This is a genomic window from Erwinia artemisiae (assembly GCF_051400835.1).
In the GTDB taxonomy this organism is placed as follows: domain Bacteria; phylum Pseudomonadota; class Gammaproteobacteria; order Enterobacterales; family Enterobacteriaceae; genus Erwinia; species Erwinia aeris.
The window spans coordinates 516,199-531,099 of sequence record NZ_JBLFFM010000002.1 but is presented as its reverse complement, the minus strand read 5'-3'; the positions used below and the strand labels follow the sequence as shown (position 1 = coordinate 531,099).

The 14,901-nt window shown below is 59.4% G+C and carries 14 protein-coding genes; 5 read left to right on the top strand and 9 right to left on the bottom strand.

Annotated elements, in window-relative coordinates:
- The first annotated feature begins 206 nt into the window (after positions 1–206).
- The gene (ushA, locus tag ACMGEE_RS07155) at positions 207–1,952 is read left to right on the top strand and encodes a bifunctional UDP-sugar hydrolase/5'-nucleotidase UshA (protein ID WP_301289738.1); all 1,746 of its coding nucleotides are present in this window, start codon (positions 207–209) and stop codon (positions 1,950–1,952) included.
- Here ushA and ACMGEE_RS07150 read toward each other — a convergent pair.
- On the bottom strand, positions 1,941–2,375 hold the full coding sequence (locus tag ACMGEE_RS07150; protein WP_253455007.1) for a multidrug/biocide efflux PACE transporter: 435 nt from the start codon (positions 2,373–2,375) through the stop codon (positions 1,941–1,943). The genes ushA and ACMGEE_RS07150 overlap by 12 nt on opposite strands.
- An 85-nt stretch (positions 2,376–2,460) precedes the next feature.
- Between ACMGEE_RS07150 and ACMGEE_RS07145 the strand changes: the two genes are divergently transcribed.
- Entirely contained in the window at positions 2,461–3,327 is an 867-nt protein-coding gene (locus ACMGEE_RS07145; protein WP_253455006.1) for a LysR family transcriptional regulator, read from the top strand.
- Here ACMGEE_RS07145 and ybaK read toward each other — a convergent pair.
- From ybaK to copA, 3 genes are all read right to left on the bottom strand, one after another.
- Positions 3,324–3,809 carry a Cys-tRNA(Pro)/Cys-tRNA(Cys) deacylase YbaK gene (ybaK, locus tag ACMGEE_RS07140; protein ID WP_125288471.1) on the bottom strand — a complete coding sequence of 162 codons (486 nt, stop codon included), beginning with the start codon at positions 3,807–3,809 and terminating at the stop codon, positions 3,324–3,326. The genes ACMGEE_RS07145 and ybaK overlap by 4 nt on opposite strands.
- Before the next feature lie 163 nt (positions 3,810–3,972).
- On the bottom strand, positions 3,973–4,773 hold the full coding sequence (locus ACMGEE_RS07135; protein ID WP_253455004.1) for a TraB/GumN family protein: 801 nt from the start codon (positions 4,771–4,773) through the stop codon (positions 3,973–3,975).
- Between the two features lie 87 nt (positions 4,774–4,860).
- Positions 4,861–7,362: a copper-exporting P-type ATPase CopA gene (gene copA, locus ACMGEE_RS07130; RefSeq protein WP_436829840.1), complete on the bottom strand. Its 2,502-nt coding sequence runs from the start codon at positions 7,360–7,362 to the stop codon at positions 4,861–4,863.
- Positions 7,363–7,515: 153 nt separating this feature from the next.
- On the opposite strand from copA, the gene cueR reads away from it, so the two are divergent.
- Positions 7,516–7,926 carry a Cu(I)-responsive transcriptional regulator gene (gene cueR, locus ACMGEE_RS07125; RefSeq protein WP_253455001.1) on the top strand — a complete coding sequence of 137 codons (411 nt, stop codon included), beginning with the start codon at positions 7,516–7,518 and terminating at the stop codon, positions 7,924–7,926.
- 47 nt (positions 7,927–7,973) lie between these two features.
- On the opposite strand, the gene ACMGEE_RS07120 is transcribed toward cueR, so the two are convergent.
- The 5 genes from ACMGEE_RS07120 to tesA are packed head-to-tail and all read right to left on the bottom strand — an operon-like array spanning position 7,974 to position 11,776.
- Complete coding sequence (locus tag ACMGEE_RS07120; protein WP_253455000.1) at positions 7,974–8,444, bottom strand: NfeD family protein; 471 nt, start codon at positions 8,442–8,444, stop codon at positions 7,974–7,976.
- Positions 8,444–9,358: an SPFH domain-containing protein gene (locus tag ACMGEE_RS07115; protein WP_253454999.1), complete on the bottom strand. Its 915-nt coding sequence runs from the start codon at positions 9,356–9,358 to the stop codon at positions 8,444–8,446. Before ACMGEE_RS07115 ends, ACMGEE_RS07120 begins: the two co-directional genes overlap by 1 nt.
- A 53-nt stretch (positions 9,359–9,411) precedes the next feature.
- On the bottom strand, positions 9,412–10,269 hold the full coding sequence (locus tag ACMGEE_RS07110) for a co-chaperone YbbN (RefSeq protein WP_253454998.1): 858 nt from the start codon (positions 10,267–10,269) through the stop codon (positions 9,412–9,414).
- Positions 10,270–10,323: 54 nt separating this feature from the next.
- Positions 10,324–11,121 carry an SDR family oxidoreductase gene (locus ACMGEE_RS07105; RefSeq protein WP_301252368.1) on the bottom strand — a complete coding sequence of 266 codons (798 nt, stop codon included), beginning with the start codon at positions 11,119–11,121 and terminating at the stop codon, positions 10,324–10,326.
- Positions 11,122–11,152: 31 nt separating this feature from the next.
- On the bottom strand, positions 11,153–11,776 hold the full coding sequence (gene tesA, locus ACMGEE_RS07100; protein ID WP_301729875.1) for a multifunctional acyl-CoA thioesterase I/protease I/lysophospholipase L1: 624 nt from the start codon (positions 11,774–11,776) through the stop codon (positions 11,153–11,155).
- Here tesA and ybbA point away from each other — a divergent pair.
- The gene (gene ybbA, locus ACMGEE_RS07095) at positions 11,747–12,433 is read left to right on the top strand and encodes a putative ABC transporter ATP-binding protein YbbA (RefSeq protein WP_301729874.1); all 687 of its coding nucleotides are present in this window, start codon (positions 11,747–11,749) and stop codon (positions 12,431–12,433) included. The two genes, tesA and ybbA, sit on opposite strands and share 30 nt — an antisense overlap.
- Positions 12,430–14,847, top strand: a complete 2,418-nt coding sequence (gene ybbP / locus ACMGEE_RS07090; RefSeq protein ID WP_253454995.1) for a putative ABC transporter permease subunit YbbP — start codon at positions 12,430–12,432, stop codon at positions 14,845–14,847. The genes ybbA and ybbP overlap by 4 nt, the downstream gene beginning before the upstream one ends.
- The last annotated feature ends 54 nt before the right edge of the window (positions 14,848–14,901 follow it).

The following is a 14,901-nucleotide window of genomic DNA, read 5'->3' as shown; positions in this document are numbered from 1 at the left end:
CGACACAGCTGCAAACAACCGCACTAAACAGGATGCGTATGCAGCAAGGCCGCAGATTTAGCACTCATCTAGCCGTCGCGCTTGTTTTAAGGGCCCGCGACGCGCTGCCGAAAACCGGCACCGCTTGCCATTCGCCGCGCCTGTAGTAGATTGCTGGTTACGCCAGCCTTATAAGTGCTTCAACAAGGAGATCCGTTGTGCTTTCACTGAAAAAAAACTCGCTGACGCTATTGGCGCTGGCTTTACTCAGCGCGCCGCTTGCCGCGCAGGCCTGGGTTAAAGACCGGGTTTATAAATTCACCGTGCTGCATACCAACGATCATCACGGCCGCTTCTGGCAAAACGAGCATGACGAGTACGGGCTGGCGGCGCAAAAAACCATGATGGATCAGATCCGCTACGACGTGCAGGCGCACGGCGGCGCGGTGTTGATCCTCTCCGGCGGCGATATCAATACCGGCGTGCCAGAATCGGACTTACAGGATGCCGAGCCCGACTTTCGCGGCATGAACCTGATTGGCTACGATGCGATGGCGATCGGCAATCACGAGTTTGATAACCCGCTTTCCGTGCTGCGTCAGCAGCAAAAATGGGCGAAATTCCCGCTGCTTTCCGCCAACATTTATCAGAAAAGCACCGGACAGCGCCTGTTCCAGCCCTATGCGTTGTTTAATCGGATGGGACTGAAAATCGCGGTGATCGGACTGACCACTGACGACACGGCTAAAATCGGCAACCCAGAGAATTTTACCGACATCGTTTTTCATAAACCGGCGACGGAAGCGAAGGCGGTGGTGGAAGCGCTGCGCCAGCAGGAGAAGCCGGACGTGATTATCGCGGCGACGCATATGGGACACTACGATAACGGCAATCACGGCTCCAACGCGCCGGGCGACGTGGAGATGGCTCGGGCGCTGCCGGCAGGCTATCTGGATATGATCGTGGGCGGCCATTCTCAGGATCCGGTCTGTATGGCGAAGGAAAACGTTAAGCAGGCGGATTACGTGCCGGGCACGCCGTGCCAGCCGGATCGGCAAAACGGCACCTGGATTGTTCAGGCGCACGAATGGGGAAAATATATCGGCCGGGCCGATTTTACCTTCCTGAACGGCAAGCTGACGCTGGAACATTACGAACTGGTGCCGATCAATCTGCGGCATAAGGTGACCAATGCCGACGGCAGCGTCAGCTGGGTGAATTACACCCAGGAAATCGCCAAAAATCCGGCGATGATGAAGCTGCTGACGCCTTTCCAGAAAAAGGGAGAAGCGCAGCTTAACGTCAAAATCGGCAGCGTAGACGGCCATCTGGAAGGGGATCGCAGCAAGGTGCGCTTTGTGCAGACCAACCTTGCCCGTGTGCTCCTGAGCGCGCAGGCAGAGCGAACCGGCGCTGATTTCGCGGTAATGAGCGGCGGTGGCGTGCGGGACTCCATCGAACCCGGCGACATCACCTACAAGGATGTGCTGAAGGTGCAGCCTTTCGGCAACACGGTCGTCTATGTCGATATGAAGGGCAGCGAAGTTGAAAAATATCTGGCGGTAGTGGCGAATAAACAGGTCGATTCCGGCGCCTACGCGCAGCTGGCCAACGTTAGCCTGACGGCCGATGGCAGCAGCGTTCATGACGTAAAAATCAAAGGCGAACCGCTCCAGGCGGACAAAACCTACCGCATGGCGACGCTCAGCTTCAACGCGACCGGCGGCGACGGCTATCCTGTTATCACCTCTATGCCGGGCTACGTAAACACCGGCTTTGTCGATGCCGAGGTGCTGAAACAGTATATTGAGAAGCACTCGCCGCTGAAAGCCAGCGCTTTTGCACCGCACGACGAAATTCTTTATCAGCAGAAGGCCGCCGTGACGGAACAAAAAGCCGACGAGCCGCCGAAAAAATGGCGGCTGCCGCGTATTGAACTGGCTATGCGCCAGGTCTGGTCGTCACTGTTCTGAAGACACAGGATGCGCTTTGCGCTGCCATTTGGCGCGAAGCGTATCGTATAACCAGTTATAGACCACCGTATAGGGCAGGAAGAAAAGGAAAAAGCCGATTTCCAGCAGCAGCGCCTGCCACAGCGAAACGCCCAGCATCCAGGCGGCGATTGGCAAACCAATCAGAATAAACCCGCCTTCAAAAGCCAGCGCGTGCACGATACGCAGCAGCCAGCTCTGACGGCCGTTCGGGAATAGACGGTCGAAACCGGCGTTGTAAACCATGTTCCAGAGCATGGCGACGGTCGACAGCATAATAGCCAGCGCGCCCATCTGGAACAGCGGTTTATCCATTGCCCACGCGGCCAGCGGCGAAACTATCGTCACGGCCAATGCTTCAAAACCCAGGGCGTGGAAAAAACGTTCTTTCAGTGTACGGCTCATTGGTTCTCCTTAAAATCAGACCGGTATTTTGCCTGCCCGGTTTGCTAAGATAAAATGATTACCCATCGGAAAAAGCGATACTTAAATGCGATATTCACCGGAATCGTTACAGGCGTTTGTACAGACGGTGGAAAGCGGCTCCTTTTCTGCCGCTGCCAGAGCGCTGCGTAAAAGCCAGTCCACCGTCAGCGCTGCCGTGGCCAACCTGGAAACAGATTTGGGGTTCGCCTTGTTCAGCCGCGACGGGCGCTCGCCGGTGCTGACAGAGAACGGGCAGCGGGCGCTGGCACAGGTGCGGGAAATACTGGCGGCCAGCGAGCGGCTGGATGAGCTAGCTATCCGCCTGACTGGCGATGTGGAACCCTGCCTGAGCATGGCGATCTCCGATTTCTGGCAGGCGGATTACCATGAATCGCTGCTGAGACGCTTTGCCGATCGCTATCCGCAGATTGAATTTGAATGCATGATTGCCGAAGATGCCGACGTTATCGATCTGATCCAGGCCGGAAGGGCGCATATTGGGGTGATCCGCGTGCAGCCGCATTACCCGGCTGATATCGCCACTGCAAGGCTTCAGGTTAAAGCGCAGATGGCTATTTATCTGCATCAGGATCATCCGCTGACGCGGCAGGCTGTCGTCAGCAGCGAAGCGTTAAAAAGCGAGCGGCAGCTCTGTCTGAACACGTGGGTAGAGAAGGGGCGGCCCCGGCCGGGCAACGGCGTCTGGTCTGCGCCTTCTTATCTGCTGCTGCTGGAGATGGCGGAACAGGGCTTTGGCTGGACGATACTGCCGCGCTGGCTGGTGGAGCAGTTCGGCCATCAGGTGCTGCGCGAGCTGCCGATCGCCGGCTGGCCGCAGAATCTTTCGGTGGATGTCGCCTGGTCGCGGCTGTCGCCGCCCGGCCCGGCCGGGCGCTGGATGATCGATCGGCTGCTGGCGCAGACCAACTAGCTGCGGTCGCGCTTCGCGATAGCGGCAAAGCTGGCGTTGAGCTGCCGCGCCAGATCCTGCGGAGCCAGCTCTATCTCAAGCCCGCGTCGTCCGCCGGAAACAAACACGGTGGGAAACTGCTGCGCCAGCGTATCCACCACTACGGGCAAACGTTTTTTTTGCCCCAGCGGACTGATGCCGCCCAGCTGATAGCCCGTGATTCGCTGGGCGATCTGCGGATCGGCCATTTCGACTTTCTTTACGCCCAGCGCTTTGGCGACGCTTTTTAAATCCAGCTGGCCGGCAACGGGCGTGACGGCTACCGCCAGCGTGTTCGCCTCGCCGTTCAGCGAAACCAACAGCGTTTTAAACACCCGATCGGGATCCTGGTTCAGCATCCGTACGGCTTCATCGCCAAAGTGGGTTTCGCTGCTGTCGTGCTCATAGCTGTGCAGCTGAAATTTTATTTTTTGCTTTTCAAGCAGTTTTACGGCTGGCGTCACGACGCTTCTCCTCAGGTGGCGCATGGAACAACTGGCGAAAAAAAGTACTGGCGAAAATGTGGGATCCAGGCGACAATCTTTGCCCCTTCGGCCTTTGTCGAAGGCGAACTAAAATCATAAAACAGATCTTATTCATGGCCGGTAGCGATATTGGCCTTTTTTTTTAGCCTTTTTTCAGCAGGTCCGGCAAATTGCCTTCGCCATACAGGTGCAGCGCGCCCACGGCCACCACATACTCCCCTGGCGGCAACGCCGTCAGATCCTGCCGCCAGCGCTGATTGCGTTGCAGCATCAGCACCTCGTTTAACGCGCTGTTAAAGGTACCGGGCAGGGCCGGTCGGCTGTCCGCAGGCGGCGTTTCCAGCCACCAGCCAATCATGGTTTGCAGCAGGCGCGCGTTGGTGTGCCAGTGCTGCAGCGTATCCTGCAGCAGCGACAGACCGTTATCGGGCAGCGCTTTCAACAGATCCAGCTGCGCCTGCGGCCCTTCCAGCTCGATGATTTTTTTCCCCTGCGCTTTAGCGGCGCTGAGCAGCTGGAAATCGATACCGTAATCCGTCCGCAGCCCAAGACGCTGGGCCTGCTGCGCCTGCAGCATTAAGGCTATCTGCCAGGCGGGCAGCCGATCGATAACTTCTGCGTCAATAGCGACCTCGCGGCAGACACGCTGCAATTCCTCCAGCTCCCGCTCGCTCAGACGCTCCGCCAGCGGCGGGCAGATTTCACTGGCGCTAAAAGGCGAGGCGCCGGAGGTGATATCCGCCTCCACAATCAGCGCATCGGCCCGCGCCAGTTTTTTTTGCAGCGCCGCCGGAAGCGGCATCATGGTTTGCGTGCCCATATGAATACTGCCCACCAGATGCAGATGGCGGGCGCCGAGCGCCATATCCTGCGCCGGATAGGCATAGCTAATGGGCGAGAGTTTGCGCCACAGCGCGACAGCCTTTTGCAGTAATTTTCCCATAGGCTCCGCTCCGTTAGTTTCCCTTATGCTAACGGTTTAGCCCACCGAAGGACAGACGGAGACCGGGCTTTCAGACAAGACTGTGCGTCACTTTGGCGGCTGATAGCGAAGCAGTCGGTTGGCGTTGCTGACGACGGTTACCGAAGAGAGCGCCATCGCGGCACCGGCTACGACCGGGCTGAGCAGGGTGCCGGTTAACGGATAGAGCACGCCAGCCGCAATCGGGATGCCGCAGGCGTTATAGATAAACGCTCCCAGCAGGTTCTGCTTCATATTGCGCAGCGTCGCTTTTGCCACGGCCAGCGCGTCCACCACGGCGTGCAGATCGTGACGCATCAGCGTGATGCCTGCCGTCTCAATCGCCACGTCGCTGCCGCTGCCGATAGCGATACCCACATCCGCCTGCGCCAGCGCCGGTGCGTCATTAATGCCGTCGCCAATCATCGCCACGCTGGCTCCCTGCTGCTGTAGTTTTTTAATCGCTTCTGCTTTCCCGTCCGGCAAGACCCCGGCAATAACGTCATCGATGCCGGCTTCGCTGGCAATAGCCTGCGCGGTGATTTCATTGTCGCCCGTCAGCATCACTAAACGATAACCCTGCTCGCGCAGCTGCTGCAGCGTGGCGACGCTTTCCTGACGCAGGGCATCGCGCAGGAAAAAGATAGCTTTAAGCTGATTGCCCGCTGCCAGCAGCACCGGCGTCATGCCTTTCGCGGCCTGAGAGGCGATCGCCTTGTCCATTTCCTCCTCAACCACATTGTGTTGCGCCATCAGCGTACGGTTGCCCAGCCGCCAGGTTTCGTCCTGGATCTGCCCGCTGACGCCCAGGCCGCCCAGCGTGCGAAAGCCGGTGACCTCGGGCAAAGCAGCCTGACCGGCGCGCCCGATAATGGCGCGGGCCAACGGATGCTGCGAACCTTGCTCCAGCGCGGCCGCCAGCGAGAGCGCCTGCTGCTCGTCGGCACCGTTAAACACCCGGATGGCCGCCACCTGCGGTTTGCCTTCCGTCAGCGTACCGGTTTTATCAAAAACCAGCGTATTCAGCGTGCTGGCGCGCTGCAGCGCGTCCGCGTCCCGCACCAGCACGCCAAACTCGGCGGCGCGGCCCATCCCGGCGGTAAGCGACATCGGCGTGGCTAACCCAAGCGCGCAGGGACAGGCGATGATCAGCACCGTCGTGGCAATAACCAGCGTATAAACCAGCTGCGGCGCAGGCCCGATAAAATACCAGACGGCCGCGCTCAGCAGCGCGATAGCGACCACGGCGGGCACGAAAATCGCAGAAATTTTATCTACCAGGCGACTGAGCTCGGGCTTGCTGCTTTGCGCCTGGCGAACCAGATTCACAATGCGCGACAGCGTGGTATTTTTTCCGACCGCGCTGGCGGTGAACAGCACGCTGCCGTCCTGCATTACCGTGCCCGCGTGAACCTTGTCGCCCGCGCTTTTCTCCTGCGGCAGCGCTTCGCCGGTCAGCATCGCCTCATCCAGCCAGGCCTGGCCCTGGACGATGACGCCATCAACGGGCACGCGATCGCCCGTGGTCAGGCGCAGCGTCATGCCGGGCGTCACTTCGCTGAGCGGCATCGCTTTCTCTTCACCGGCGATAACCACACGGGCGGAAGGCGGGGTGAGATCCAATAATCGCTCCAGCGCCTGAGAAGATCGCTGGCGCGCGCGCTGTTCAAGCATATGGCCAAGGTTAATCAGGCCAATAATCATTACGCTGGCTTCGTAGTAAAGGTGGCGCGCTTCTGAAGGAAAAGCAGCGGGCCACAGGGTGACCGCGCTGGAATAGAGCCAGGCCGCCGCCGTGCCGAGCGCGACCAGCGTATCCATCGTCGCGCTGCCGTTCAGCAGGCTGCGCCAGGCGCTACGATAAAAATGGCCGCCCGCAACGACCATAATTACCAGCGTCACGGCGCCCAGTGTCAGCCAGGTGACGCGGTTATCGGCGGTTAACATCATGTTGTCGCCGAGCATGCCCCAGCCCATCAGGGGCAGACCAAACGCCAGCGCCAGCAGCGCCTGCCAGCGAAAACGACGCATCGCTTTAAGCGCCGTTTGCTGCTGTTTTTCGCGGCGCTCGCTTTCATCTTCGATAATTTCGGCATCGTAGCCCGCGTTGCGCACCGCCTGAATCAGCGCATCGGGCGAAACGTCGCCCATCACCAGCGCGCTGCGTTCGGCAAGATTTACCCGCGCCTGATGCGTGCCGGGCACCTGCTGCAGCGCGTGCTCAACGCGACTGACGCAGCTGGCGCAGCTCATGCCGCCAATTAACAGATGAAAGCTGTCATCGGTTGCCGGAAGCTGAGAAGGGGCCGCTGTCAGCGCTTCCGGCTGGGGATCTGATACTGTCAGCGGTTCAGGCTTTGGGCGCGCGTCGTCCGCCAGCGCGGCCTGATAGCCTGCCTCTTCTACCGCCGCGATAAGCGCCTGCGGTGCAGCGTGGCCGGTTACGCGGGCTTCATCCAGAGATACCTCGGCCTGATCCACATCATTCCGTTTCTCCAGCGTTTCTTTGACTCTTTTTATGCAATGACCGCAGGAAAGGCCATCCAGTTTTAATACCGTTGTTTGTGACATAAAAACTCCTTTGCTTAGTCGGAACACCGTCAGGATTAAGGATAAACCTTCCATCAAGGGGAGGGTCAAGCTTGTCTCTGGCCGGCACGGACAATTTTAGTCCTGCCGTGAAGAGTGTTAAAATTAAGCGATAGCAGACAGGCGGATCCCTATATGAACATTAGCGACGTAGCTAAAAAAACCGGGCTGACCAGCAAGGCCATCCGATTTTATGAGGAAAAAGGGTTGTTGACCGCGCCTTCGCGCGGCGAGAACGGCTATCGCCACTACACGACAAAGCATCTGGAGGAGCTGACGCTGCTGCGCCAGTCGCGCCAGGTGGGCTTTAGCCTGGAAGAGTGCCGTGAAATGCTGCTGCTCTTCCACAATCCGCAGCGCCATAGCGCCGAGGTAAAAGCCAGAACGCTGAATAAAGTGGCGGAAATCGAAGCGCATATCAGCGAACTGAACCTGATGCGCGAGCGGCTGCTGGCGCTGGCGGCCAGCTGTCCGGGCGATGAGGGCGCCGATTGCCCTATTATTGATAACCTGGCGGGATGCTGCCACGAGAGCAAGGGGCGTTAAGCGGGCGCTCGCTAAGGCATCTTTACGGCCCGTAAAAATCGAAAGGGCTACGCCGATTGCTCGTTGTTGGGATCTCGCCTGACGATCCGCAGCGTAATCCCTTCCACCGCCACCACCGTAACCGGCGTACCGGCAGGAAGGTTTTCCGTAGCCTGGACGCGCCAGCTGCTGTCGCCAACGCGAATATGCCCTATACCGTCGTGCAGCGCTTCCTCCAGCCGTAGCGCAGAGCCAATCAGCTGGCTGCCGCGCTGGTTAAGCGAGGAGGGCGGCTGCTTACGATCCCGGCCGCGCAGCCAGCTATACCACCACAGCGCGGAAAGGATGGTCAGGATGGCAAAGCATAAACCCTGCCACTCCCAGGGCAGCGGCACCAGCCAGACCAGCAGGCTGACCAGCACGGCAGCGACGCCGCTCCAGAGCAGATAGCCGCTGGCGCCCAGCATTTCCGCCGCAAGCAGGATGCCGCCCAGCGTCAGCCACAGCCAGGCAGGATTGGCGAACAGTTCGCTCGCCATCAGCTTTGCCTGTCTTTTTTGGTTTCCTTCAGCAGCTCGGCGATGCCAGCGACCGAACCGATCAGGCTTGACGATTCCAGCGGCATCATAATCATTTTGCTGCTTTGCGAGGTGCCAATCTTCTGCAGCGCATCGGTGTATTTCTGCGCCACGAAGTAGTTGATGGCCTGAATATCCCCGGCGGCGATGGCTTCTGAAACCATTTTGGTGGCGCGTGCTTCGGCTTCTGCGCCGCGTTCCCTCGCCTCGGCCTGGAGGAAAGCTGACTGGCGCTCGCCCTCCGCTTTCAGGATCTGTGACTGCTTCTCGCCTTCCGCACGCAGGATCGCGGCCTGGCGGACGCCTTCCGCTTCCAGAATATCGGCGCGCTTGGTACGTTCCGCCTTCATCTGCGCGTTCATAGAGGCAATCAGCTCGGCCGGTGGCCGCACGTCGCGAATTTCAATGCGGGTAATTTTGACGCCCCACGGGTTGGTCGCTTCATCCACGATACGCAGCAGCCGGGTGTTGATGTTATCGCGCTGCGACAGCATCTCGTCCAGCTCCATCGAGCCCAGTACGGTACGCATATTGGTCATGGTTAAATTCACGATAGCCAGCTCAAGGTTGCTGACCTCGTAGGCCGCGCGTGGCGAGTCGATTACCTGAATAAAGCAGACGGCATCGATAGTCACGCTGGCGTTATCTTTCGAGATGATTTCCTGCGAGGGGATATCCAGCACCTGTTCCATCATGTTGATCTTGCGACCAACGCGATCCATAAAGGGCACCAGAAGGTTAAGGCCGGGCTGCAGCGTTTTGGTGTAGCGGCCAAAACGTTCGACCGTCCATTGGTAGCCCTGCGGCACAATTTTGATGCCGGACCAGACAAGCACCAGCGCGACAAGAATAATAACGGGAATAACAGTCAACATATAACCTCCGGGTTGTTGAAAAACGGGCTGATCCATTCAGCCCGGATGCTTTGTTAGTAAAGCAGGGAATAGAGCTGGCGACGGTATTTTGCGGCCAGCGCATCGCCCGTGCCCAGCGCCGCCAGGATCTCCTGCAGGATCTTGCGCGCATGGCCGTCCGCCGCGCCTAAATCTTTTTGCAAATGGCCGAACAGCAGCGCCAGCGCCTCTTCGTTGCGGCCGACCTGATGCAGCTGAACGGCCAGCCTGGTCGCCAGTTCAGGGTTGTCAGGATCGGCATCAATTTGCTGCTGCAGCTGCTGAATTTCCGGCGTATCGGCCGCCTGCTTCAGCAGGTCGATTTGGGCGATCAGCCCCTGATAGCGTGTATCTTTATCCTGTAACGGCACCACGTCCAGCACCGCCTGCGCTTCATCGCTGCGGTTCAGGCTAATTAACACCTCGGCCAGCAGAAAGCCCATTTCGCTGTTTTGGTTGCTTAACTGCCAGGCTTCTTTCAGCAGCGGCAGCGCTTCCAGCGGCTTACCTTCCTCCACCAGCTGCATGGCCTGCTGCGCCTTCAGCTCTTCTTCTTTCGGCAGCACCTTGTGCAGCAGCGCGCGCACGGCTTCTTCCGGCTGCGGGCCCTGGAAACCGTCTACCGGCTGACCGTTCTGGAACAGATAAACGGTAGGAATGGCGCGCAGGCCAAACTGCTGGGCAACGGCAGGCTCCGCGTCGCAGTCCAGCTCGGCAAGGATAAACTGACCGGCATACTCCTGCGCCAGGCGCTCCAGCAGCGGCGTCAGCTCCTGACAGTGCTGGCTGCGCGCAGACCAGAAGTAAAACAGCACGGGGATCTGCATCGACTGCTCAAGCGTCTGATGCAGGTTGCTTTCGTTAATGGTGACAATAGCAGCTTGTGATGACATGAATTCGTCTCTTTATTCCGGGTTTCTTACTTTATTGGGGCGGATGCTTTGGCTTCAAGGTTTTGTTGGCGTCTGCGTCGGTTTACCGCGCAAAATGCGATCCAGCATCCGGCCCGGCAAAATACGCCGCAGCAGCGTGATGGCGTGAGCGACCATCGTTACAGGATAGCGTAAGCGAGGTCGCGGGCTCTCCAGCGCGTGGCGCAGCTTCGGCAGGATCGCCTCCGGCGGCAGCGTAAAGCGGGCGGCGATACCGGGATTTTCTACCGGTTTCTCCCGTTCGGCCTGATTCACATTGTCGGTAAAACGGGTTTTGATCGGGCCTGGCTCAATCAGGCTGACCTGAACGCCGCTGCCGTGCAGCTCCATGCGCAGCGTGTCGGACCAGGCTTCCAGCGCATATTTGCTGGCCGCGTAGGCGCCGCGTCCCGGCGTGGCGATCAGGCCCATTACCGAGCTGGTATTGATAACGCGCGCGTCGCCGCTGGCGCGTAAAGCCGGCAGCAGCAGCATCGTCAGCTGATGCGTGCCGAAAAAGTTGGTGGCGAACTGCTGTTCCATCTGTTGACGGCTAATTGCGGTAAGCGGGCCGTAAACGCCATAGCCGCCGTTATTAAACAGCGCGAAAATCCGGTTATCGCTTAAAGCAAGGATCTGCTCTGCCGCGCGGATAACGCTTTCGCTGCTGTTCAGATCCATTTCGACGCCGGTAAAACCCAGCTCGTCCATGCGCTGCACGTCTTCCGGTTTACGGCAGACGGCCAGAATACGGTAGCCGCGTCGCAGCAGATCGTTGGCGGCGACCAGGCCGATCCCGCTGGAGCAGCCGGTGATAACAACTGTTTTTTGCATAACTTTACCTGTAGGCGATCTGCAATCTCGGTTACTCATGGTTAACTAGCGGAGCCAGCGCTTTTGCCATCTGATCGGCAATAAAGGGCTGCGCATCAGGATTCGGGTGAATGCCGTCCTGCTGCATCCATTCCGGCTTCAGATAGACCCGCTCCATAAAAAAGGGCAGCAGCGGCAGAGAAAACTCTTTCGCCAGTCTGGGGTAAACGTCGCTGAATGCTTCGGTATAGCGACGGCCATAGTTAGGCGGCAGGCGAACCTGCATCAGCAGCGGCTGTGCGCCAGCCGTTTTCACCAGGCGAATAATTTGCCGCAGTTCCTGCTCCAGCTGCTGAGGAGGAAAACCGCGCAGCCCGTCGTTGCCGCCCAGCTCAATCAGCACCCAGCGAGGCTGATGCTGCTGCAGCAAAGCGGGCAGTCGGGCCAGACCCTGCGCCGCCGTATCGCCGCTTATGCTACCGTTAATAATGACGGGAGATTTCTGCCATTTATCATTGAGTAACGCTGGCCACGCGGCGCTGGCGGACATGCGATAGCCCGCGCTCAGGCTGTCGCCCAGCACCAGCAATTTGTCCGCCGCCGCCGCACGCAGCGTCGTCAGAGCCAAAAATAACAGGATAAGGTAATGCCAGCGGAAAACATTCTTGAAGTTCATCGTCTTAGTAAGTCCGTCGGTCAGGGTGAGCATCAGCTTTCCATCCTTACCGGAGTTGAGCTGGTTGTCAAACCGGCCGAGACCATCGCGCTAATCGGCGAGTCCGGTTCCGGGAAGTCGACGCTGTTAGGGATCCTGGCCGGTCTGGACGACGGCAGCGAAGGCGAAGTTTTTCTGCTGGGGTCGCCTTTACATCAGATGGATGAGGAACAGCGGGCAGCGCTGCGTGCTAAAAGCGTCGGCTTTGTGTTTCAGTCTTTTATGCTGGTGCCGACGCTGAACGCGCTGGAAAACGTGCAGCTGCCAGCGCTGCTGCGCGGCGAAAGCGATGCGCAAAGCCGCGAACAGGCGAAAAACCTGCTGGGCCAGCTGGGGCTGTCGGCGCGCCTGAGCCATCTGCCGTCGCAGCTTTCCGGCGGCGAGCAGCAGCGCGTGGCGTTAGCGCGTGCCTTTAGCGGACGTCCGGCGCTGCTGTTCGCCGATGAGCCGACCGGTAATCTCGATCGCCAGACGGGCGAACGGATCGTCGAGCAGCTGTTTTCACTGAATCGCGATTTTGCCACCACGCTGATCCTGGTGACTCATGACGAGCAGCTGGCCGCCCGCTGCGATCGCCGCTTAAGAATGCGCGATGGCAAACTTCAGGAGGAAGTATGATCTGGCGCTGGTTCTGGCGGGAATGGAAATCGCCTTCGCTGCTGATCGTCTGGCTGGCGCTAACGCTGGCGGTGGCCTGCGTGCTGGCGCTGGGATCGCTCAGCGACAGGATGGAAAAGGGGCTGACCCAGCAAAGCCGCGACTATATGGCGGGCGACCGCACGCTGCAAAGCTCGCGCGAGGTGCCGCAAGCCTGGCTGGATGAGGCACGCCGCGAAGGGTTGCAGGTGGGCCGTCAGCTGACGTTTATGACCATGACCTTCGCCAGCGACACGCCGCAGCTGGCTGCCGTAAAAGCCGTGGACGACCGCTATCCGATGTTCGGCCAGCTTGCTACCGAACCCGCCGGGCTGCGTCCCGTGGCGGGCACCGTGCTGGCCGCACCGCGGCTGCTGGCGCTGCTGGATGTGAAGGCGGGCAGCAAGCTGGACGTGGGCGATGCCACGCTGCACGTAGCCGGAGAGGTCATTCAGGAACCCGACGCCGGGTTTAATCCCTTTCAGACCGCGCCGCGTCTGTTAATGAACCTGGCGGATGTGGCAAAGACCGGCGCCATTCAGCCGGGAAGCCGGGTGACATGGCGTTATAAATTTGCCGGGACGGCTTCGCAGCTGGCGAACTACGACCGCTTTATCGCGGCGCGTATTCAGCCCGAACAGCGCTGGATCAGCGTGGAGAACTCAGAGGACGCCCTCGGCAAATCGATGCAGCGCGCGCAGCAATTTTTACTGCTTTCAGCGCTGCTGACGCTGATGCTGGCGATTGCCGCCGTGGTTGTCGCCATGAACCACTACTGCCGCAGCCGTTACGATCTGGTTGCCGTGCTGAAGACGCTGGGCGCCAACAGAGCGGCCCTGCGCAAACTGATTGTCGGTCAGTGGCTGGCCGTGCTGCTGCTGGCGGCGCTTTGCGGCGGCATCGTGGGAAAAGGCTTTGAGGCGCTGCTGCTGCAAATGCTGCGGCCGGTATTGCCGGGCGAACTGCCTGCGGCCAGTTTCTGGCCCTGGCTGTGGGCAACGGGATCGCTGTTTGCCATTTCCCTGCTGGTTGGCCTGCGGCCCTATCGGCTGTTGCTGGCTACCCAGCCGCTGCGGGTGCTGCGGCGCGATGTCATCGCTTCCGTCTGGCCGCTGAAATTTTATCTTCCGATAATGGCGCTGACGATAGTGGTTCTGCTTGCACTGCTGGTCGGCGGCAGCAGGCTGCTCTGGGCGCTGATCGCCGGCATCCTGCTACTGACGCTGCTGCTGGGCGGGCTGGGGTGGGGCGCGTTGTTGCTGCTGCGGCGGCTGCGCGTGCGTAACCTGGCTTTCCGGCTGGCGGTTAACCGACTGCTGCGTCAGCCCTCGGCGACCTTCAGCCAGCTGGCCGCTTTTTCGCTTTCTTTTATGCTGCTGGCTCTGCTGCTGGTTATGCGCGGCGATCTGCTCGATCGCTGGCAGCAGCAGCTCCCGCCCGACAGCCCTAATTATTTCCTGCTTAATTTAACCGGGGAGCAAATCTCGCCGGTGCGTGCTTTCCTGGAGCAACATCATATCCAGCCACAGACTTTTTATCCGATTGTCAGAGCGCGGCTAACCTCGATTAATCAGCAGCCTGCCGATCCGTCGCTGGATAACGCGCTGAACCGCGAGCTTAACCTGACCTGGCTTGAAAAGCTGCCCGACCATAATCCGCTGGTTGCCGGTAGCTGGCCGCCCCGGGCGGGCGAAGTCTCGATAGAAGAAGCGCTGGCGGAGAGGCTGGGCGTTAAGCCTGGCGATACGCTGACCTTCACCGGCGATACGCAAACCTTCTCTGCAAAAATTACCAGTCTGCGCAAAGTGGACTGGGAAAGCCTCAAGCCCAACTTTTTCTTTATCTTTCCGCCCGGCGCGTTGGATGGACAGCCGCAAACCTGGCTGACCAGCTTTCGGCTTGATCATGATAATGCGCTGCTGGCGCAGCTGAATCGTGCCTTTCCTACACTCAGCCTGCTGGATATCGGCACTATCCTGCGGCAAATAGGGCAGGTGCTGGCGCAGGTGAGCCAGGCGCTGGAGATCATGGTCGTGCTGGTCACCGCCTGCGGTATTTTACTGCTGCTGGCGCAGATACAGGTCGGGATGCGTCAGCGCAGGCAGGAGCTGGTGGTATATCGAACGCTGGGCGCCGGTAAAAAGCTGCTGAGGCACACGCTGTGGTGCGAGTTTGCGCTGCTGGGCTGCGTCTCCGGCATCGCCGCCACGCTGGGCGCCGAGGCGGCGCTGTGGGGCCTGCAGCGTAAGGTGTTTGATTTCCCGTGGCAGCCCGACTATCTCCTGTGGGTAACGTTGCCTCTGGCCGGCACCTGTTTACTGTCGCTGTGCGGCGGCTGGTTAGGCATAAGGTTACTTAAAGGAAAGGCATTGTTCCGAGGGTATAACGCAGCGTAGAATAAAGGCCGATATGTATCGGCCTTTATCATTTATTTTCTTTCGTATTCTGAG

What these genes read in the sequence shown, in the direction of transcription:
- ACMGEE_RS07150 (WP_253455007.1), bottom strand. Translation starts at nt 2,375, where the DNA reads ATGAGCCGTACACTGAAAGAACGTTTTTTCCACGCCCTGGGTTTTGAA.
- ACMGEE_RS07145 (WP_253455006.1), top strand. Translation starts at nt 2,461, where the DNA reads ATGCGATATTCACCGGAATCGTTACAGGCGTTTGTACAGACGGTGGAA.
- ACMGEE_RS07135 (WP_253455004.1), bottom strand. Translation starts at nt 4,773, where the DNA reads ATGGGAAAATTACTGCAAAAGGCTGTCGCGCTGTGGCGCAAACTCTCG.
- copA (WP_436829840.1), bottom strand. Translation starts at nt 7,362, where the DNA reads ATGTCACAAACAACGGTATTAAAACTGGATGGCCTTTCCTGCGGTCAT.
- cueR (WP_253455001.1), top strand. Translation starts at nt 7,516, where the DNA reads ATGAACATTAGCGACGTAGCTAAAAAAACCGGGCTGACCAGCAAGGCC.
- ACMGEE_RS07120 (WP_253455000.1), bottom strand. Translation starts at nt 8,444, where the DNA reads ATGGCGAGCGAACTGTTCGCCAATCCTGCCTGGCTGTGGCTGACGCTG.
- ACMGEE_RS07115 (WP_253454999.1), bottom strand. Translation starts at nt 9,358, where the DNA reads ATGTTGACTGTTATTCCCGTTATTATTCTTGTCGCGCTGGTGCTTGTC.
- ACMGEE_RS07110 (WP_253454998.1), bottom strand. Translation starts at nt 10,269, where the DNA reads ATGTCATCACAAGCTGCTATTGTCACCATTAACGAAAGCAACCTGCAT.
- ACMGEE_RS07105 (WP_301252368.1), bottom strand. Translation starts at nt 11,121, where the DNA reads ATGCAAAAAACAGTTGTTATCACCGGCTGCTCCAGCGGGATCGGCCTG.
- ybbA (WP_301729874.1), top strand. Translation starts at nt 11,747, where the DNA reads ATGCCAGCGGAAAACATTCTTGAAGTTCATCGTCTTAGTAAGTCCGTC.
- tesA (WP_301729875.1), bottom strand. Translation starts at nt 11,776, where the DNA reads ATGAACTTCAAGAATGTTTTCCGCTGGCATTACCTTATCCTGTTATTT.
- ybbP (WP_253454995.1), top strand. Translation starts at nt 12,430, where the DNA reads ATGATCTGGCGCTGGTTCTGGCGGGAATGGAAATCGCCTTCGCTGCTG.